This is a genomic window from Lysinibacillus sp. FSL K6-0102 (assembly GCF_038003545.1).
In the GTDB taxonomy this organism is placed as follows: Bacteria; Bacillota; Bacilli; order Bacillales_A; family Planococcaceae; genus Lysinibacillus; species Lysinibacillus capsici.
In genome coordinates, this window is sequence record NZ_JBBOPH010000001.1 from 316,918 (window position 1) to 337,905 (window position 20,988).

General features: G+C 37.6%; 19 protein-coding genes. 15 read left to right on the forward strand and 4 right to left on the reverse strand.

From position 1 onward, the window contains the following. Positions 1 to 5: 5 nt before the first annotated feature. From NYE73_RS01530 to NYE73_RS01575, 10 genes are all read left to right on the forward strand, one after another. Entirely contained in the window at positions 6 to 1,298 is a 1,293-nt protein-coding gene (locus NYE73_RS01530) for an ABC transporter substrate-binding protein (protein WP_257962285.1), read from the forward strand. An 86-nt stretch (positions 1,299 to 1,384) separates the two neighbouring features. After that, the gene (locus NYE73_RS01535) at positions 1,385 to 2,332 is read left to right on the forward strand and encodes a carbohydrate ABC transporter permease (protein ID WP_259951202.1); all 948 of its coding nucleotides are present in this window, start codon (positions 1,385 to 1,387) and stop codon (positions 2,330 to 2,332) included. Between the two features lie 12 nt (positions 2,333 to 2,344). Next, positions 2,345 to 3,172: a carbohydrate ABC transporter permease gene (locus NYE73_RS01540; protein ID WP_066038438.1), complete on the forward strand. Its 828-nt coding sequence runs from the start codon at positions 2,345 to 2,347 to the stop codon at positions 3,170 to 3,172. Beyond that, positions 3,159 to 4,157: an N-acetylglucosamine kinase gene (locus tag NYE73_RS01545; protein WP_259951203.1), complete on the forward strand. Its 999-nt coding sequence runs from the start codon at positions 3,159 to 3,161 to the stop codon at positions 4,155 to 4,157. Before NYE73_RS01540 ends, NYE73_RS01545 begins: the two co-directional genes overlap by 14 nt. Positions 4,158 to 4,177: 20 nt before the next feature. Further along, positions 4,178 to 5,083, forward strand: coding sequence for an N-acetylmuramic acid 6-phosphate etherase (murQ, locus tag NYE73_RS01550; protein ID WP_259951204.1), 906 nt, complete (start codon positions 4,178 to 4,180; stop codon positions 5,081 to 5,083). A 51-nt stretch (positions 5,084 to 5,134) separates the two neighbouring features. Continuing rightward, entirely contained in the window at positions 5,135 to 6,022 is an 888-nt protein-coding gene (locus tag NYE73_RS01555) for a MurR/RpiR family transcriptional regulator (protein WP_208644733.1), read from the forward strand. Between the two features lie 309 nt (positions 6,023 to 6,331). Beyond that, positions 6,332 to 6,838: a phage tail protein gene (locus NYE73_RS01560; protein ID WP_054548699.1), complete on the forward strand. Its 507-nt coding sequence runs from the start codon at positions 6,332 to 6,334 to the stop codon at positions 6,836 to 6,838. Between the two features lie 12 nt (positions 6,839 to 6,850). Continuing rightward, complete coding sequence (locus NYE73_RS01565) at positions 6,851 to 7,351, forward strand: phage tail protein (RefSeq protein WP_103117333.1); 501 nt, start codon at positions 6,851 to 6,853, stop codon at positions 7,349 to 7,351. A gap of 18 nt (positions 7,352 to 7,369) precedes the next feature. Beyond that, entirely contained in the window at positions 7,370 to 7,894 is a 525-nt protein-coding gene (locus NYE73_RS01570; protein WP_103117334.1) for a phage tail protein, read from the forward strand. Positions 7,895 to 7,939: 45 nt separating this feature from the next. Then, positions 7,940 to 12,886 (forward strand): S-layer homology domain-containing protein, encoded by a 4,947-nt coding sequence (locus NYE73_RS01575; protein ID WP_259951206.1) that lies wholly within the window; start codon positions 7,940 to 7,942, stop codon positions 12,884 to 12,886. 2 nt (positions 12,887 to 12,888) lie between these two features. Here NYE73_RS01575 and NYE73_RS01580 read toward each other — a convergent pair whose 3' ends face one another. The 4 genes from NYE73_RS01580 to NYE73_RS01595 form a co-directional block, all read right to left on the reverse strand. Continuing rightward, complete coding sequence (locus tag NYE73_RS01580; RefSeq protein ID WP_259955592.1) at positions 12,889 to 13,062, reverse strand: hypothetical protein; 174 nt, start codon at positions 13,060 to 13,062, stop codon at positions 12,889 to 12,891. A gap of 7 nt (positions 13,063 to 13,069) precedes the next feature. Next, positions 13,070 to 14,152, reverse strand: a complete 1,083-nt coding sequence (locus NYE73_RS01585) for an ABC transporter ATP-binding protein (RefSeq protein ID WP_066038392.1) — start codon at positions 14,150 to 14,152, stop codon at positions 13,070 to 13,072. Between the two features lie 106 nt (positions 14,153 to 14,258). Then, on the reverse strand, positions 14,259 to 15,122 hold the full coding sequence (locus tag NYE73_RS01590; RefSeq protein ID WP_259951207.1) for a PucR family transcriptional regulator: 864 nt from the start codon (positions 15,120 to 15,122) through the stop codon (positions 14,259 to 14,261). A gap of 136 nt (positions 15,123 to 15,258) precedes the next feature. Further along, positions 15,259 to 17,445 carry an MMPL family transporter gene (locus NYE73_RS01595; protein WP_048391861.1) on the reverse strand — a complete coding sequence of 729 codons (2,187 nt, stop codon included), beginning with the start codon at positions 17,443 to 17,445 and terminating at the stop codon, positions 15,259 to 15,261. Between the two features lie 123 nt (positions 17,446 to 17,568). On the opposite strand from NYE73_RS01595, the gene NYE73_RS01600 reads away from it, so the two are divergent. From NYE73_RS01600 to NYE73_RS01620, 5 genes are all read left to right on the forward strand, one after another. Then, positions 17,569 to 18,189: a TetR/AcrR family transcriptional regulator gene (locus NYE73_RS01600; protein WP_259951209.1), complete on the forward strand. Its 621-nt coding sequence runs from the start codon at positions 17,569 to 17,571 to the stop codon at positions 18,187 to 18,189. Between the two features lie 183 nt (positions 18,190 to 18,372). Continuing rightward, positions 18,373 to 18,669: a cupin domain-containing protein gene (locus NYE73_RS01605; protein ID WP_066038395.1), complete on the forward strand. Its 297-nt coding sequence runs from the start codon at positions 18,373 to 18,375 to the stop codon at positions 18,667 to 18,669. Between the two features lie 304 nt (positions 18,670 to 18,973). Then, positions 18,974 to 19,117, forward strand: coding sequence for a hypothetical protein (locus NYE73_RS01610; protein WP_175400799.1), 144 nt, complete (start codon positions 18,974 to 18,976; stop codon positions 19,115 to 19,117). Between the two features lie 83 nt (positions 19,118 to 19,200). Continuing rightward, positions 19,201 to 19,629 carry a DUF1641 domain-containing protein gene (locus NYE73_RS01615; RefSeq protein WP_004227758.1) on the forward strand — a complete coding sequence of 143 codons (429 nt, stop codon included), beginning with the start codon at positions 19,201 to 19,203 and terminating at the stop codon, positions 19,627 to 19,629. A 45-nt stretch (positions 19,630 to 19,674) separates the two neighbouring features. Next, positions 19,675 to 20,859: an NAD(P)/FAD-dependent oxidoreductase gene (locus NYE73_RS01620; protein WP_257521016.1), complete on the forward strand. Its 1,185-nt coding sequence runs from the start codon at positions 19,675 to 19,677 to the stop codon at positions 20,857 to 20,859. The last annotated feature ends 129 nt before the right edge of the window (positions 20,860 to 20,988 follow it).

The window sequence follows — 20,988 nt, forward strand, 5'->3', positions numbered from 1 at the left end:
CTGGTATGAGACAAAAGAGTAAATGGTTATTGCTGCTTCTTTTATTACTCGTTGTGGGTTTAGTAGGCTGTAACACGAACGAGAAAATAACGACCTCAACAACACCTGATAATGAAGAGAAATCGAAAACTGAAGAGGTTTCGCTAACAATAGGGAGTTGGCGCACAGAAGATGTTGCCAAGTATGAAAAAGTGATTGCTTTATTCAATGAACAACATCCTGAAATACATGTTTCATTTAACCCAACTAAAAATACTGAATATAATACAGTCCTCAATACGGCATTACAGGCTGGAGAGGGTCCAGATATTTTTCACTTACGTCCTTATGCAGCTGGATTGAAGCTTGCGGAGGCAGGTTATGTTGAGAAAATAAACGGTTTAAATGGATTGAATGTATTTCCTGAAGAAGCATTACAGGCTTCTCGTGATGACCAAGGGAATCAGTACGGTGTACCAATTAACTTAAGCTCTACACAATTTTTCTATAATAAGAAGATTTTTAAAGATAATAATCTTGAAATTCCTACTACATGGGATGAATTCATAGCATTAAATGACCAATTATTAGAAAAGGGTATTACACCAATTGCAATGGGTACAAAAGAAGGTTGGCTATTATCGTTGCTACACGGTATTGTTGGTCCTGCTGTTTATGAGGGCAATGACTTTTACCAAGCAGTGCTCGCAGGAGAAAAGGATTTTACAGATCCGAAGTTTATTGAATCCATTCAAGTAATGAATGACTTGAAAAAGTATTTTCCTGTCAATTCAGAAGGCTTAGGAATGGATGATATCCGTACTTTGTTTGCACTAGAAGACGCGGCAATGTTTCCGTTAGGTAGCTGGGAAATTCCTGTTGTATTAGAAATGAATCCAGATTTAGATTTAGGTTATTTTCCTATTCCATCTAAAGAGAGTAATACAACAGTGACGACTTGGGTAGATGGCTCATTTGCGATCAATGCTAATTCGAAAAATAAAGAAGCAGCTAAAGTATTTTTAGAATTTCTAACAACTAAGGAGTTTGGCGATTTGTTTGTAAAAGAGTTTTCTATGATCAGCGCTATTCCAGGTATTACCTCTGACGATGCATTGTTAAATGCTATTAGTCATTCGACTGCAAATGAAGCAACGCCATATATGTGGGTAACTAATTTTACTGGTGGGGACCCAACAACAAAGAGCTTGCTTGAAAGTGAGCTACAAGGCATGTATTTAGGTCAAGTAACGCCTGAAGAGGTTGCCACAAAAGTACAGGAAAACGCTAAAACTTGGTTTACGCCATTTCAAAAATAATGAAAGCATCAAGTCAGTAGACCCCTGAAGTGCTATAAGGAGTTTAGGGGTCTTGTTGTTTCATGATTAGTAAAAGGAGGCTGCTCATGATAAGAGAATATACAGCTCCATCAGTAAGAAGGAGGAAATCGAGAGTAAGGTGGACTATCCATCTTTTCCCTATTCCTGCACTAATAATCTATGGGTTGTTTGTGCTTTATCCGATAATAGCGGCATTATCCTATAGTTTTTTTGAATGGAAAGGGATGGCTCGTGGTGATTTTATCGGTTTCCAAAATTTTGTGACGCTTTTTACGATAGAACCCTATGGCTCCATGTTTTGGAATGCCTTTAAACATAATGTCCTCTATTTTGTTGTGCAAATGATTGTGATGAATGGATTAGCCTTCTTTCTTGCCTTTATTATTTATCAAAAAATTAAAGGTGCAGAGTTTTTTAAGGCTGCTTTCTTTCTACCGCGATTATTATCAGTGATTGTTGTAGGTTTCTTATGGAAGCTCATTCTAAATCCAAATTTTGGTACTTTAAATGTCATTTTGGAGAAATTAGGTCTTGAAACTTTACAAAAGGCTTGGCTTGGTGATCCCAACACGGCGTTAATCGCCATTATTTTAGTCAATTGTTGGTTTGGATTAGGTTTTGGTGTCTTAATTTTTCTTGCTGGCTTTCAAGGGATCCCAAGTGAGTTAGTCGAAGCTGCAAAGTTAGATGGCGCTAAGGGTTTTACTTTATTGCGTACGATTTACTTGCCTTTAATGGTGCCATCAATTATGATCATGGGCATTTTAACATTTATCCAGTCATTTGAAGCATTTGAATTAGTATATGCAATGCAGGGCTCCATGGGAGAGCCGTACTATTCTACAGATACGTTAGCTGTGTTTTTCTATCGTTTAGCATTTGGTAGCTCTACCGCTTCTGGGGCAACAGCTATTGGGTTGGGTTCGGCGTTAGCTACAGTACTATTCTTATTTATATTAGTTTGTACCACGCTATTTTTACGCTTTGCCAATAAAAAGAATGTTCAAATGTAAGGGGTGATTATAGTGAAGCAAGGCGCTATTTGGGTTCGACCATTTTATTATCTTGTGGTGTTTACGGTGGCGACCATTAGTTTATATCCAATTTTGTTAATGATTTTATCTTCATTTAAAAAGAGCGTGGATATCTATAAAAATCCATTGGGTTTACCGACTAGCTTTAGCTTAGATACTTATCGTACATTATTAGCAAAAATTCCATTTACCACATACTTTCTAAACAGTCTAATTGTCAGTATTGTATCTGTGATACTAATAGTGGTTGTTTGTTCACTGGCTGCATTTTATATTGCTCGCTTTAAATTTTCTTGGAATCATGCATTGTTCTTTATTTTTTTATTAGGCATGATGATTCCTATAAAATTGGGGATTGTCCCGCTCTTTATATTAATGCGTGATTTAGGACTGATAAATTCCTTATGGTCTTTAATTTTGATGAACATGGCGACAGGTATTCCATTATCCATGCTGATCTTAACTGGCTTTTTTAAAACAATGCCTTATGAATTAGAGGAAGCAGCCCGTATAGATGGGGCGGGGAACTTAAGAGTTCTTTGGCATGTAATGCTACCGTTAATGAGACCTGCCCTTGGAACAGTGGTTATTATAAATTTTATTGCTTCATGGAATGATTTCTTCTTCCCGCTTATTTTTATTACAGAAAAAATGAAACGGACGATACCTGTTGGAATGATGTCACTTTTTGGTGAGCATTCGGCAGATTGGGGCTCTCTTTTTGCAGGTTTAACATTAGCTTCATTACCAATGATCCTATTATTTTTTATTGCCTCAAAGCAATTTATGGAGGGGCTGACGGCTGGTGCCATTAAATAGGGAATACATTATTGGGGTCGATGGTGGTGGGACGAGAACTCGTGCAGTGATTGGGACAAGAAAAGGGGAAGTGCTGGCTTTTGTTGAAGGAGCTGGAACGAATATAAAATCAACGCCACCTGACGAGGTAAGGCTACATATTATCAAGCTCCTTGCCACGTTACTACAAAAGATAGATGCAACAAATAATGATATTGCTGCGGTGTTCTTATGTGTGGCAGGGGGCGATCGCCAGTTAGATAAAGAACGCTGGGAGCAATGGATTAGCTTCCTTTTCCCTACTAGCTCCTGTAAGATAACCATCACCAATGATGCGGTAGCGGCACTTACTAGCGGCACATATACACAGCAAGGGCTCGTTGTGATAGCAGGAACGGGTTCCATCGTATATGCAGTTGGAAAAAATCATCAAGTTAGTCGTGTTGGAGGATGGGGTTATTTATTAGGAGATGAGGGCAGTGGCTACTATATTGGGCAAGAGGCATTGCGATTGATTACGCGACATTATGATGCTATTGGCGTGAATGAGGATCTGTTTACAGCGACTATTATGGAGCAGCTAGCATTAAAGAATCCTACTGAAATTATTACGCATGTTTATGAGCATCCACAGCCACGTGTACTCATAGCCTCCGTAGCTCGTGTGGTGTTGCGTTTAGCAGAGCAAAATAATGATAGGGCACAAAAAATTATTGAACACGCTGCTCATCATTTAACTCATTTCATCCAAATAATGTTGAAAAAAGAGCCTCAGCTAAAAGGTGACTCTATTGTCCTATGTGGAGGTTTATTCGAAAATTTTTATTTTGTTCAATGCTTTCGAGAAAAATTACAGCTTGCTAAAATACCTAATCGACTAATACAACCAGAGGTGCCACCTGTTATAGGAGCTTTCGTTAATGGACTTCTCAGTGAAGGAATTCCAATCACAGAGGCTTTACAACGAAAGGTAAAAGGAACTTGGATGAGTATCCATGAAAAATAGTGTGGAGGGATTTGATTTCAATGGAACGAATGACAAAACTGACGACTGAAGGCTATCATCCAGATACGACAAATCTAGATTTAATGTCCACTATTGAAATTGTAAAGCTGATGAATGAAGAGGATAAAAAAGTACCATTAGCCATAGCAAAGGTTTTACCTGAAATCGAGCAGGCTGTCACAGCTGTTGTGGATGCACTAAAGAAAGGCGGTAGATTATTTTATGTTGGTGCAGGGACAAGTGGGCGAATTGGTTTGCTAGATGCCGTAGAATGTCCACCTACATTTAGTACATCACCAAAGCTTGTGCAGGCAATATTGGCTGGAGGAGCAGATGCAGTAATGATTGCCATAGAAGGTGCAGAAGATGATCTTTCATTAGGAGAGGTTGAACTACAGAAACAACAGCTAACAAACCGAGATGTAGTGATAGGGATTGCAGCAAGCGGTCGAACGCCTTTTGTCAAAGGAGCATTAAATTATGCTCAACAACTAGGGGCAAAAACAATCAGCTTAGTGAGCAACGCTCATTCTATTATTAGTAAGCATGCAGATATTGCAATAGAGGTGATTACAGGACCAGAAATTTTAACAGGTTCTACAAGACTAAAGGCTGCAACAGCTCATAAACAAATATTAAATATGATTACAACGACAACCATGATTAAGCTTGGAAAGGTCTATAAAAATTTAATGGTGGACGTTCATGCTAGTAATTTTAAATTGCGAGAGAGAGCCAAACAAATCGTCTGTGAGGTAACGGGAGTTTCTTATAGTCAGGCTGAAAGTGTTCTGGAGCAAAACAATTATCAAGTAAAGCTCGCGATTGTGGTGCTACTGACGAATACAACGATTGAAGAGGCGACGGAATTACTTGCTCAATCAGAAGGGCATGTGCGGAGAGCGGTGTCTCTAAAGAAATATTGATGAAGGAGGTACATGGATAACTTCCTTTTATCTAGAGATGGAGCTGGAAAAATGGAAAAAATAAATGCGGGTTTAATTATGCTTGCTGAAATGTGCGAAAAGCTTCCACTCTCCGAAAAAAAGGTGGCAAGCTATATATTAGCACACCCAACACAGGCTATAAAAATGACAGCGGTTGAACTAGGAGAGGCAAGTCAAACAAGTAGTGCCGCAGTTATTCGGCTGTGTAAATCGTTAAATATTAGTGGTGTTCAAGAGCTGAAATTGCGCATTGCTGGTGATTTACAACATGCTAAAGTTGAAGATCGAGATATTGAGGCGAATGAAGCGCTGCCATCGATTGTAGAGAAGGTAACGATGCAAAGTAGTGAAATTTTGACACAAACAGCTAATTTAATAGATATTGCTGAATTGGAGCGTGCCGTAACGGCCTTATCACAAGCCCGTAAAATTATATTTTTTGGAGTGGGTGCATCAGGTATAGCAGCAATGGATGCGGATCAAAAATTTTTACGAATCAATAAAAATAGTAGGGCATTTGTGGATTTGCATTTAGGAGCTACAGCCGTTGTCAATGCACAGAAGGGGGATGTGGTAGTAGGTATTTCCTTCTCTGGAGAAACGCATGAAGTGGCTAAAATCCTTGAAATAGCTGGCCAAACACCAGCCACTACAATTAGTTTAACGCGCTATGGTAGTTCACTAGTGTCTAGCCTAGCAGACATTTGTTTATATGTATCTCCCAATGTTGAAGCAACTTTTAGAAGTGGTGCCACTTCCTCACGTCTAGCGCAGTTACTTGTCATTGATATTTTATTTATGGGGGTAGTGACGAGTGCCTATGAGCAAACAGTGGATCATTTAGATGAAACACGTTCAGTTATTCAAAGGTTGCATAAAAAAGTGGCTAAAAGAAAAAATAAAATAAAAACATATTAATGTTAGTATGTTCAGACTGTAGACAAAAGCTATCGAGAAGTTTTCTCTCGATAGCTTTTGACATTTTTATTCTCAGAAATAAAAACGAATTCTGGTTTTAGGTATTTAGTTTAATATTTTTATAGATGTAATATCATTACCCACTTTTATCTCTTAAATCTTTCCTATAAGCAACAACATTGTATTGATATTTTGGATTAAATGGTAGGTGGGTTAGTCCATTTTGGAAAAATATATTTTTTAACCTAATTTTAACCTTGTTATTGTAATGTGCTAGGTAAAGCAATATTTTGTAAGGAGGTTTTAAGAATGGAACAATATGTTGGAGAAATTCGATTATTTGCTGGCGATTATGCCCCAGACGGCTGGGCTCTTTGTAATGGTCAACTATTATCTATTTCCGAAAATGAAATACTTTTTTCTTTGATTGGCACAACCTATGGGGGAGATGGTCAATCAACCTTTGCATTACCAAATTTTCAAGGCAGGGTTGTAGTACATCAAGGACAGAATCCAACTACTGGTACTACCTTTGTCAATGGTCAAATGGGAGGGGTGGAAACCGTCACTTTAATCTCGTCACAGCTTCCTGCACATACACATCAGGTAAAAGCTTCTTCTCTTGATGGCACAACCCCTAGTCCAGAAAATGCTGTTTGGGCAAAAAATATACAATATTCGACACAACCACCAAATGGCACAATGAATGCCGCCATTGTTTCAAGTGTGGGAGGAAACGCTTCTCATAACAATGTAATGCCGTTTTTAACAATTAGTTACATTATTGCTCTTTACGGTATGTATCCAACAGAATAGGGGGTATGAAGGATGAGTGAACAATATGTAGGTGAAATACGATTATTTAGCTTTGGGACAGTTCCAAGCGGATGGGCGCGATGTGATGGACAAATATTACAAATTAATACAAACCAAGCGCTGTATTCAATTTTAGGAGCAACTTATGGTGGTAATGGCTCTACGACATTTGCATTACCTGACTTAAGGGGAAGAGTCCCAGTTCATGTAAGCAGTAGCATCACACGTGGACAAAAAGCAGGAGAAGAGGCACATGTGTTAACAACTAATGAGATGCCGACTCATACACATATTATTAATGGTAGTTCAGAAAGTGCTACGTTGAAAGTGGCTACTGGAAATGTGTGGGGTACATCTGCTAATAATATTTATTCTATCAATCAACCAAACACTAATATGAACTTGCAAGCATTGTCAACATCAGGAAATTCACAGCCACATCAAAATATGCAGCCATATAGTGTCGCTAATTACTGCATAGCTTTAGTCGGAATTTATCCATCAAGAGATTAGAAAAAAGGGGTGGGCAAAGTGTCAGAAGCATATATAGGAGAAATTAGAATATTTGGCGGTAATTTTGCACCAAAAGACTGGGCTTTGTGCGATGGTCAGATAATAAACATTGCCTCGAATAGTGCATTATATGCTATTTTGGGTAACAGATATGGGGGAGATGGTAAAACAACGTTTGCATTACCAAACTTAAATGGTAGGGTAGCGCTTCATCAAGGAACAGGTGTTGGATTAACACCAAGAAGTGTTGGAGCATCTGGAGGTTCATCTACTGTTACATTATTAACCACTGAAATACCTAGTCATAATCATATTGTTACTTGTAACAATACTCAACCATCAAATAATGAGCCAACTGGAGCATTATGGACCGAACAACGAGGTAGAGGTTCTCTCCCGGTATATTCAAATTCAGTGAATACATCAATGAACGCCTTTGCTATCGATCAAACTGGGGGAAGTCAACCACATAACAATATGCAACCATATTTAGGACTAAACTTTATTATTTGTTTATATGGGGAATGGCCTCCTAAGAGTTAACGATTCATTAAATGAAGGGTGTGAAACCAAGAAGGAGAATATAGAATGGGAAAAAAGATATTAACCATAACCTTGTGTTTGCTGTTAATCGCTTATAGCCAAATGGTAGGAATAGGGTTCGTGTCACCTTTAAAAGTGGAGGCGGCTGCATGCGATTCGCCAGATTTTCCAAGTTGTATACAGGATTTAAGTCAAGCTTCGTGGAAAGATGACACAAATAATGGCTTTGTAGTAAGCGGTATTCCTGGTGATAATGGTATTGATCTATTCACGTATAGCAATGGATCACAATTTCCAGCTGGTTATTATTTTGATGCAGATGAATATTCACCACCAAAATCAATTAGAATTTCTGCTGGGGAAAGCTTTGCAGGCGGGATCTTCGATTTAAAATCAATAAAAATTAATACGATTAATAAACATCTTGAAAACGATGCATTGTCCTTAACAATTCAAGGGTATGATGGGGCAGGAAACCCAAAAGGAAATCCTGTAACTTTTAAGACAGTTGCAAATCATGAGCCTATTTATGATATTCCTATTAATATAGAAGGAATCAACTCATTTGTCATTACTGCGAGTGTAAATTTTATACCTACTGTACAGGCGGGACTATGGGATTTAACGTTTACCCAATTTACGATTGATATCCCAAATAATAATCCGCCAACAATTACAAATGGTGCTATAACTCCTTCAAATATTACTACCTCAGGCGTACAGCTGGACTGGGCTAAAGCATCTGATGATATAACAGCTCAAGAGGATTTAGAATATCAAGTCTATCAATCTAGTAGTAACAATATTGATACGGTTAATACCATAGAATTGAATGGGACACCTTTAGGCGGCTATACCAAAGATAGTAACTCCTTTAATGTTACAGGCCTTGCTGCCAATACTACCTATTATTTTAATATCATTGTCAAAGATACCGATGGCAATAAGAGTGCATATACGATGCAGCAGGTAACAACCCTTGCCTTAAATAAACCACCGACATCCAGTAATGGAACCATAGATGTAAACGAGGGTCAAGTGTATACATTTAATAGTACTTCCTTCGCATTTTCTGATGAAGATGCAGGAGATACTTTGCAACAGATTCAAATCTCTACTATCCCAAATAGCGGACAGCTCTTTCTTGATAGCAATAATAATCAGCAATTTGATGGTGGGGAAGCGATTACAAATGGTATGACAATCAGTAAGGCTAATTTAGATGCAGGTAATTTAAAATATATTACAGAAAATGGATCTTCTTCATCTTTTACATTTAAGGTAAGCGATGGTATTGATTTTAGTACTGTCTATACGATGAGTCTAGTCGTCAATGCACGTCCAGCAGTGACAATTTCAACAAATAAACCTAGTCCAACAAATAGCCTTCCAATTTTTATAGCTATTGTTTTCAGTGGGTCAGTGACAGGCTTTACGGTTGGGGATATAGAGGTTACAAATGGAAACGTGACAGCTCTGTCAGGAATTGGTAACACATATACAGCCCTAGTATCACCTATTACAGATGGAGCTGTGAAAATCAAAATTCCTGAAAAGGTTGTTGCAACTAGTGGAGGTGCATTAAATAAAGCATCAAATGAATTACAAATATTCTATGATAGTACACCACCTACTGATATTGAGCTCAATAATACTACTGTACAAGAAAAGAAACCCATTGGTACAACAGTTGGAACATTGGCGGCAGTGGATACAGGAAGCTCACAAACATTCACGTATTCATTACAGTCTGGAGATACAAGCTTCTTTACGATTGATGGGAATGTATTAAAGACAAAGGCAATGTTTGAATTCGATACGAAAAATAGTTATAAGATTACGATAAGAGTAACTGATGAGGCTGGTAATACGTTGGATAAGGAGTTTACAATCCAGATTACTAAAAATCATGCACCATCAGGTTCCATCATTGTTAACGGTGGACAAATCTCGACAAGTTCTATAAATGTTACCTTAAATTTGACGGCAACAGATTTAGAAGGAGAAGCGATAGAAATGCGCTTTTCGAATGATGGTATTACTTGGTCCAGTTGGGAGTCAAAAATATCTACGAAAAGTTGGACTTTATCCCATGGAGAAGGTAGTAAAACAGTTTATATGCAACTAAGGGATACTGCTGGCAATATATCAAATACATTCTCAGATACAATTGTTCTAGATACAACTCCACCAGTCATAACAGGGGTTACAAATAACGGTGTTTATAACACTGATGTAACGATTAGTTTTAATGAAGGAACTGCTACCCTGAATGGAGCAATCTTTTCAAGTGGCACTACAGTAAGTACATCTGGAAATTATACTTTGGTAGCAACAGATAGTGTAGGGAATACCACAACCATTACATTTGTGATTGATAAAGCTCTGCCAAAAGCTGTAGAGGTGGAGATCAAATCGAATAATCTGGATCCTACAAAGGCTAAGGTAGGAGATACGATCACCTTAACAATGAAAACAGATAAAAATATACAAGCACCTATAATTACCATTTCGGGGAAAGCTGCTATTGTAACAGGAGCATCCACAAACTGGCAGGCAACATATGTTATAGATAATGGTGATTTAGAGGGAACAGCACCTTTTACAATTAACTTTAAAGATCTGTTAGGTAATTCGGCAATAGAGGTAACGGACGTAACTGATGGAAGCTATGTCATTGTCGATAGCGTAAAGCCAACAGTAAAAAAGGTGACAATGGCTTCAAATAATGCTAACCCAACAGTTGCTAAGGTAGACGATGTAATCACAATCGACTTTGAGACAAGTGAGGACATTCAATCACCGAATGTATCAATCCTAGGACAAACAGCAAATGTCAATGATAAAGGTGATGGGGATGCTAAAACATGGCAAGCAAGCTATACGTTAAAGTCCACAGACTCAGATGGACCTATCAGTTTTACAATTGATTTTCAAGATATAGCAGGGAATGAGGGCTTACAGGTAACAGAGATTTCATCAGGGACAATTGTGATATTTGACAAAATTTCTCCTGAAATAACAACCTATTTCCCAGCGCATCAGGCAATTAATGTACAGCCTGCAGATAATCTTGTATTAACATTTGATGAAAAGGTCTTACCTGTAACTAGTAAAAATATTGTCATAAGAAATGCTGCAGATAACCAAATTGTCGAAACTATTGCTGTTACACAAGCAAATGTTTCTATCACTAATGAAACTGTGACAGTAAATCCTACATTGGATTTAGCCCATAATACTACTTACAGCATTCAAATTGACGCAGGTGCATTTACTGATGTAGCAGATAATGCGTATAAAGGTATTACTAATAATACTTCCTGGAATTTTACGACTAGTGCACTGCAAACATATACGGTTACGTATGACAGTAACGGGTCTGATGGGGGGATAGTACCAACAGATTCAAAGCAGTATAAAAATCAGGACACTATTACAGTACTGGGCAATACAGGTAATTTAATGAAAGCAGGCTATACATTTGTAGGATGGAATACGAAGGCTGATGGAAAAGGTGTTACTTATAAAATTGGGCAAACGATTCAAATGGGGAAAGGGAATTTGATATTGTATGCTTTGTGGTCTAAAAACAATGTACCAGGAGATGGAGGATCTTCAACGCCTAGTCCTACACCAACACCTGATCCTGTTGCACCAAGTAATCAGCTAAAGATAAATGTTGTAGATCAAAGTATGCCAGATGATGTGCTTCTCCAAACCGTGTTAACACGTGTATTGAGTAACGGTAGCTTTCAAGATACAGTAAACTTTACAGTTGCAAATGCAAACGAGTTTCTTCGGATATTAGGGAATAAGGAAGATAAAAGATCTCGACTTGTGATCCCTAATATGGAACCTCCAGCAAGTGAAACAAAGGTGATACTTGATAGAGATGCTGCTAAGCGATTAATAGAGGGTAAATCACATTTTAGTATAGCTATGGGAATGGTCAAAATAGATGTTCCTTTTACTTCAATGAATGATTTCAATGAAGACATTTACTTCCGAATTGTACCGATTAAGGATGCATTGCGGCAAAAAGCTATTGAGGATCAGGCTAAACAAGCTGAAATAGTTTTACAACAGGGTAATGGCGCTAATGTAAAACTCGTTGGTCAGCCAATATCTATCGACACAAATCTACAAAACCGTCAAGTAACATTGCTACTACCATTACCAGCGAATCTCACATCAGCTCAACGAGAAAATATGATGGTCTATGTAGAGCATAGTAATGGAACAGTTGAAATAATACGTGGGCGTTTTGCAGAATTTACGAGAGGGCAAACAGGTATAGTCTTTGATGTAGAGCACTTTTCTACATTTTCTCTACTTTATGTAGAACAAGCGCAGGAAGAAGTGCCACCAGAGAAAGAACCAATAGAGGTAGACAGCACATTTGCTTCCTATATTCACGGCTATAGAGATGGCACTTTCCGTCCGAATGTAAATGTCACTCGTGCCCAAATGGCAGCAATGTTGGCAAGAAACCTAAGTGACAATCATGTACCAGAAGCGTCTAACCTATTTTATGCAGATACAGCTACTTCATGGGCAAAAAACGATATTGAATATATTCGTACAGAAGGAATTATGCAAGGACGTCATGATCGTTCATTCGGGCCGAATGAAATGATTACTAGAGCCCAAATGGCGGTTATTGCTGTGAGATGGATTGATAAACAATGTGTAGAAGGGGCTACAGATACCTCGTATTGCGAAATAAATACAAGTGGAGAAACATATCGTGATGTGGCGGTCACACATTGGGCAGCAAAAGAAATCAATCGCATAAGTGCGATAGGTATAATGGTTGGCTCAGGCAATGGTGAATTTAGACCTGAAGAAAAACTAACACGTGCACAGGCAGTAAAGGTACTAAATCGAATCTTTAATCGTCCAATACCAACTGAGGACACAGAACAAATCTTCAAGGATATACCTAAAGATCATTGGGCTTACTTTGAGATTCAAGCAGCGGCAAAGTAAGATTAATAGAATAAGCACGCTAGGTGGATAATGCCTAGCGTGCTTTTAATTCGTTTGAAGAAATCAATTAATTTCTTATTTAAAATACCAGATGTAGAAGTTTGAATATAAATTCGATTGCCATCAATGGTATATACAGCTGGCTTTCTCTTCCCGAACACATGGATTCGAAGCATGCATGCTTTAAAGACGTTCCTCTGTTTGAGGGTCGAAGAAATGGATCTTTTCTTCCTTCATAAATAGGAAAACCTTGTCGGATGGATGAAAATTGTTATCAGCCTGTACTCGAGCAATAAAATTCTGATTTACTAAAGAACAATAGAGATAAGTTTCTGCTCCTAGTAATTCTGCAACATCAATCGTTGCAGTGAAAGTGTAAGGGGAAATAACATCAGTCATTTGTAAATCCTCAGGTCGTATACCCATAATAATCTCTTTCCCTAAATAATTTTTTTCCTTTAACAATGGTAAATGCATGGATGGGATAGGGAAGCTTTGCTCGCCTAAAAGGATCTCGGTATCTGTTAGACGACAGTGGAAGAGGTTCATGGATGGTGAACCAATAAAGCCTGCCACAAACATGTTAAGTGGTGTATTATATACTTCTTTAGGTGTCCCAATTTGTTGTATAAGGCCATCCTTCATCACTACCAGACGGGTAGCCATCGTCATAGCCTCTGTTTGGTCATGTGTGACATAGATCGTTGTCGTTTGAATTCGTTGATGGAGCTTCTGGATTTCTGCTCGCATTTGTACACGTAATTTGGCATCCAAATTAGAAAGAGGTTCATCCATTAAAAATACCTTAGCATCTCTGACAATTGCTCTTCCCAGTGCTACACGCTGACGTTGTCCACCAGATAGAGCTTTTGGTTTTCTTTTTAAATAATCCTCTAATCCTAAAATCTTAGCAGCTTCTTTAACACGACGATCTATTTCCTTTTTATCAACCTTTCGTAGCTTTAAGCTAAATGCCATATTATCATAGACTGTCATATGTGGATATAAAGCATAGCTTTGAAATACCATTGCAATGCTACGATCTTTTGATTCCACATCATTCATGAAAACATCGTCAATGTATAGTTCTCCCTTTGATATATCCTCTAAGCCAGCAATCATACGTAAAGTTGTGGTCTTACCACAGCCAGAAGGGCCTACAAACACAATGAATTCTTTATCATGGATATGCAAATTAAAATCAGTTACGGCCTGGATATTTTTATCGTAAATCTTATAGATATGCTCTAACCGTAATTCCGCCATACATACTGCACCCCTTTACAAGTCATATTTTCATTGTAAATGACTTTAGAATAGAGTGATATGGAAAGCTTGCACAGTGTTGAAGGCATAATTTGTGCAGTTGGTCTTAAAGTGATTCTAAGAAAATAATTGCGAGATAAACTTCTAGCCGATGGGAAAATTGCCGAATATCCTTTTGCGTCATTTGTTGAAATTTTTCTAAGCGATTTTGTAAGGTATTACGGTGCATATACATTTTTTTAGAGGCTAATGTAATGTTTCCATCACATTCAATCAATTTCTTAATTGTATGGAGTAATTCTGGCTGAGAAGTGGCTCTTTTTAGGATAGAGGAGATAAAAATTTCTTTCTCTTGATAGGCTAGATGCCGCGTTATATAAGGCACTAAAAGCTCTTGCTGTGTGAGTACATGCTTTGGTGTATAAGTCCAAATGGATGGTAGAAGGTGAACATACCAGTTAAATCGTTCCTTGGTCGTGGTGATGTTGTGTATAATATCAGAAACAAAAATTTTAAAATGAGTCTCTAAGTCTGCCATTATGGGATTAACATAATGAGTCAAATCTAAAAACTCCTCATTGTAGTCGATACACTCGATTATGACAAATAATTGTGGCTGAAGCGATAGCAGAATAATATCCTTCCCAAGTAAAGCTTCGAAGACTGAACGCAATAATGTAGGTGTTGTAAAGTCTTTATCAAAATGAAGAAATAACAAACGATGCATAGGAAGATTAGTTGGAGCAATATCTGTTTTATCTGTAAAATAATCAAGCCAAATCATATCATTGTTATCGTATAAGACAGTGGGGCCTGAGAATATTCGCAATAGCTCATATTCATTTTGTGTCATTGTGTGTATGGGAATTTCGTAAAGCTGATTGTCAAAATTAAATACATAATTTCCATCAGTTTTACCTGAGAAGGGGCTTAATAATGGGAAACGTTGCTGTAATTTTTGAAGATCCATACATGCCACTCCTTATATAATGTAATAAGGTTAATTTACTATAATTATATGATGAAATGCTTATAGTATTAATATAAAAAAACACGGACATGAGCATGCATGACAATCACACCTAGCTAATGTCCGTGTTATCTATTTAGGCATCTTTTTTAAATAACTTACCTGGCCAGAAAGCATATTTACCTAGTACTGTTGTGATGGCTGGTACAAGTAATGGCCTTACAATAAATGTATCGAGCAATACACCAATGGCTGTCACAACACCAAATTGAACAAGCACTTGAATCGGTAATGTTGCCAGTACCGCAAATGTACCTGCTAGGATGAGTCCAGCAGATGTAATAACGCTTCCTGTTCGGACAACACCTTCTTCTACAGCTGATAAATGGTCAGTGGTTTTACGCTTTTTCCAAATCTCTGAGATCATAAAGATATTATAATCCTCTCCGAGAGCTACTAAGAACACAAAAGCATACAATGGAATAGCTCCAGAAATTGCTTCGGCCCCCATGATATGATGTAAGATTAACCATCCAGCGCCTAATGCCCCAAAATAAGAAATTATAACAGTTGCTAATAGATAAACAGTTGCTGTAATAGAACGTAAATAGACAAATAATAATAATGCGATTAAGGCAATCATGGTTGGCATGATTACTGTTTCATCTCGCTTAGTTATTTGTTGTGTATCATATTGACTAGCTGTTTCTCCACCAAGCCAAACATGTTTTTCAGCGTTGTTGAGACCTTGTGCCTCTAGTATTTTAATAACCTCTTTTTGTAGTTCAGGAATATGAGCTAATGACTCCTGTGCATAAGGGTTGGCATTGAAATTGAGTTCATACAAGTGTATATTCTTATTTTTTTCGCCAATTTGTACATCTGCCACACTATCAATATAAGAGATAGCTTCTAGTTGTTGCTGGATATTAATATCAGTACCCTCTGTGTCTATTACTAATTGAACAGGTGCTAGTTCTCCAGGCGAAAAATTCTCTTCTATTAATGTAAATCCTTCTCTAGACGGCATATCTTTTGGGAAGGATGAAAGCAAATCAAATGTATATTGAATTCGCGGAACAAATGCCGCCAACCCTCCAAGTAAGATTACAGTTACAGCGATAACGACCCAAGGTTTATGGGTAACAAAATGACCAATTTTATGACTAACCTTATGTGAAGGCTTATGCTGTTTCTTGCCCTTTTTATTGGCCATTTCCTCCGTTCGAGGAGTGAAGGGGAAGAACGCTACTCGCCCAATAAGGACAAGAATTGCTGGTAGGACAACAAGTGCTGCGACCCCCATGACAAGCACACCAAAACTAAATGGTACAGCAAAGCGTTGAAATGCGCCATAATGGGCAAGACTAAGGGTCGCTAAACCTATAACCACTGTTAGGGCACTCATTAAAATAGCACCACCCGATTCTTTAACAGCTAGCTTCATTGCGACCGTCTTATCCTCAACATCAAAGAGTATTTCTCTATATTTTGAAATTAAAAATAAACAATAGTCAGTACCTGCACCAAATAGTAAAACAGTCATAATGGAGACTGCCTGTGAATCTTTATCTATCCATCCCTGTTCAGCAAAAAAACCAAGTGTCGGGCTAATCACACCATAGGCAAGCCCTACAACAATTAAAGGAATAATAGCTAGCAATGGAGAACGATAAATAATAATAAGTAATACTAAAACGAGTAATACAGTTGCGATCAATAGCTTCACATCTGCTTGTGAAAATAAACTGACAGCATCAGTGGCAATTCCCACTGGTCCAGAATAGCGCACATGGAGTGCATCGCTTGATAATTTATCATCTAATTGGACTTGATAGCCTTCCATTATTTTTGTCAGCTTATCTAAACTATCCTGTAGCATATCTGTTGCGACACCTTTTTCAAAAAACACAGGTGTAACAATTGTTGAACCATTTTCGGAAGCGGAAGCCATTAAAGCCTGAGGTGGCATTTGATCAAATGGTGGAACCATTGTTTGATGGGCTAAGGGCTTTGCTTGCAGCTCGTTGTATACACCTTGTATAGCCGAAAAATCATCAGGTGTTAAGCCGTTTTCACGATGCCACACCAACAATAGAGGTGTTCCAGCATCATTAGGAAATTGCTCTGCAATAATGGACGCAGCTTGCTCAGACATTTCGGTATTAGGTAAGTTTTTGCCTGACTCACTTTCTATACTATTGATTTGTGGCCAAGCAAATGAGAATACAACTACTAATAGCACCCAAAAAGCTAGTGCTAATAATCTTCCCTTTTTACTTGCAACCATTGAGCCCCATTGCTCAAGTGGATGTTTTTTCATCAAAAGACCCCCATTCATGTAAGTGATTTAATTATATATACTAGAAGGTTAATTAATCAATCCATAAATATTAATATGTTATAATATGTGTAAAAAGAATGCTTAATTAAGGAGGCGAACTTGTTGAAACAATCACCGCGTGTTCTCGGGAGACCTCGCCATGATGAAAATGCGAAACCTACAAAAGATATTGTCCTTGAAACGGCCACAAGACTTTTTATTAAAGAGGGCTACAAAAGTATTTCAATGGATGATGTAGCAAAGGCTTGTAACGTAACAAAGGCGACTGTCTATTACTACTACCCAACTAAAGGGGATTTATATACATCTGCTTTAATCGCTATGATGGATCGTATCAAGCTATCTATTCTACAAATTTTAGAGCAGCCTAAACCATTTAAAGAACGACTCGAACAGCTCGTTGAGGTTCATTTATCAGCCACTATCGATATTGATATGAAAAATTTTATGAAAGAGGCTACCATTAATTTATCGGAATCGCAGCTGAGACAAGTTCAAGCATCCGAAAATGGTATGTATCAAACAATAGAGCAGGCTATGCAAAAAGAGATGGAAAAGGGCACAATTCGAAAAGGAAATGCAAAGTTTTTCGCTCATAACTTTATGGCATTGATGACTGTAGGGTATTTTAAAGATGGGGATGGTAAAACTTTGCTAGGCTCAGTAGATGTGACGGCAAAGGAAGTAACAAATTTCTTCTGGCTTTCTGTTGAAAAACGTTAACACAAAATAGGTTTGTAAGAGGAGCTATCTCATTCATTTGGGATACTTCTTTTTTAGTGATGTAAGTCACAGACAATTAGAGTGATTCTTCATTATAGTGGGGGTGTGGCCTAAAAAGTAGTGGAACATCGTAAATCAAAAGAACCTATAATAGCATAAAAACAGTTTAATGGAGGAATGACAATGACAATTATACCAATCCAAGCAATGCTAGAAGAAAAGTCAAAACATATTGGTAAATTAGGGAGTATCGCTGGTGCAGATATTTTGAACATTCAATTGCGTGCAGGTGAAAAAATTCCTGAGCATCGTGCGGACAATGAAGTGCTAATTATTGTTCAATTTGGTGAAGTTCGCTTTATTGTTGAAGGTGTGGAAGAAATTTTAACACAAGATACAATTTTAACTTTAAAACCATCTGAAAAGCACAGCTTAGAAGCAGTTACAGACGTTCGTGTTATTGTCATTAAACTAAATTAAAATAAAGAAAAGCTCCTATATTCTAAAATCTGCTTTGTTAGCCAAGAGTGACACATTTCTATTGACACTAACAAAAAAGATTTAGCGTCCTTATTGAATATTACTAGAGAAACCTAAAGCCGTCGTTTATTCCAAAGAGAAGGGTATATAGAGATGACAGGAAAAAGAATTGTCAATAAAAATTATGATGCGTTGGAAAATTTATTATAGCAAGACAGTTAATAGTTGATGAAATCAATGAATTTTGAAAAGATTGTCGAAATTGTGATATAGCTCATTGAAATAATGTACAAACAGTCTTATAATGAAGGTTGTAATGTCACCAAGACAAGATAAGGATGGTATTATGATGCGCTTTTTGCGATTTAAAGTAAACATTGTAATAACAAGTCATACGAATCGCTATCCAGCCCTTGTGACTGGTGATTGTGTAAGATATACGCTGTAACGACTGTTAAGTTTTACCTTAATGGTCTTTTTTACATGTAAGCAATAAAAAATAGTACTAGTGATGGCAAAGGAGAGTTCAAAATGTCAGAAACGAATAACCAAACACAGGCTGAACAAGTAACTGTGAGTAAAGAGCAATTAGATGTACTAGATCAATTATTAAAGCCTGAAGTTCAAGAATCACTTACAACTTTAGTTGAGCAATTACCGAAGTTAACTGAAATGATGACATTATTAACGAAATCATATGAGTTTGCTCAAGCTGTTGCAACAGACGAAGTGCTTAAAAACGATACTGTTGGAGCAGTAACAGAAATCGCTGGTCCTGTAGTTGGCTCTGCGAAAAACCTTGCAGCAACTGCAATTGAAGCGAAAGACCGTGCATCTGAAAGCCATGAAGTAATTGGTTTATTCGGTCTTGTGAAAATGTTAAAAGACCCTCAAGTTCAAAATGTTTTCCGTTTTGTTAATGCTTTCTTACAAGTAAGCTCAGAACGCAAAGCCAAATAAGACTCAAGGTAAATTCAATTCGTAAGGACGGAGGATTAATTAATCATGTCAAAAGAAATCGTCATCTTAGGTGCAGGTTACGCTGGCGTTTTAACTGCATTAACAGCACGTAAGTATCTATCAGCTGATGAAGCTAAAATCACTGTAGTAAACCAATTCCCAACACACCAAATTATCACTGAGCTTCACCGTTTAGCTGGTGGTACAATTGCAGAAGGTGCTGTTGCATTACCACTTAAAAAAATCTTTAAAGGTTTAGATATTGACCTACACATTGCGAAAGTATCCAAATTTAATGTTGATACTAAAAAAGTTGATCTAGATAATGGTTATACATTAACTTACGACACACTTGTAGTATCTTTAGGTAGCCAAACAGGATTCTTTGGTATCCCAGGATTAGAAGAAAACTCTATGGTTCTTAAATCAGTAAATGATGCCAATAAAATCAACAAACATATTGAAGACCGCATTGAAGCATATGCACAATCTAAAGATGAAGCAGATGCAACAATCGTTATTGGTGGTGGCGGTTTAACAGGTGTTGAGCTTGTTGGTGAAATCGTGGACAACTTCCCGAAAATCGCTGCAAAACATGGTGTTAATTTTGCTGATCTTAAAATTAAACTTGTTGAAGCTGGTCCGAAAATCTTGCCAGTTCTTCCAGATACACTTATCCAACGTGCTACTGAAAGCTTAACTAAACGTGGCGTAGAATTTATTACAGGTACACCAGTAACAGGTGTTGACGGCAACGTTATTTCTTTAAAAGATCGTGAACCAATTGTTGCAAATACACTTGTTTGGACAGGTGGGGTAGCTCCACTTCCAATCGTAGGCGAATCAGGTCTAGCTGCTGATCGTGGCAAAGCAACGATTAATGAATTCTTACAATCTACATCTCACGAAGATGTCTTTGTTATTGGTGATGCATCGGTTGCCCTACCAGCTGATGGAGGTCGTCCACTATACGCTCCAACAGCACAAGTTGCATGGCAAATGGGTGAATGTGCTGGTTATAATGTATTTGCACAATACAAAAACCAAGACATGAAAGCATTCTCAGCTGTAAACTCTGGCACACTTGCAAGCTTAGGTCGTAAAGATGCTGTTGCTACAATTGGTGCGAGCAACACAGAGCTTAAAGGCCTTCCTGCAACATTAATGAAAGAAGCTTCTAATATTCGTTACTTAACACATATTAAAGCTTTATTTGGTTTAGCCTATTAAAAAACAAAACACTCACTACTATCACGCTATGTCGTTGTTAGTAGTGAGTGTTTGTTTTTTTCTTAAAATGTATATTAATTACTTTAAATCCAGTAAAATAAATACATATTCATATTCTATTTTCTGAGG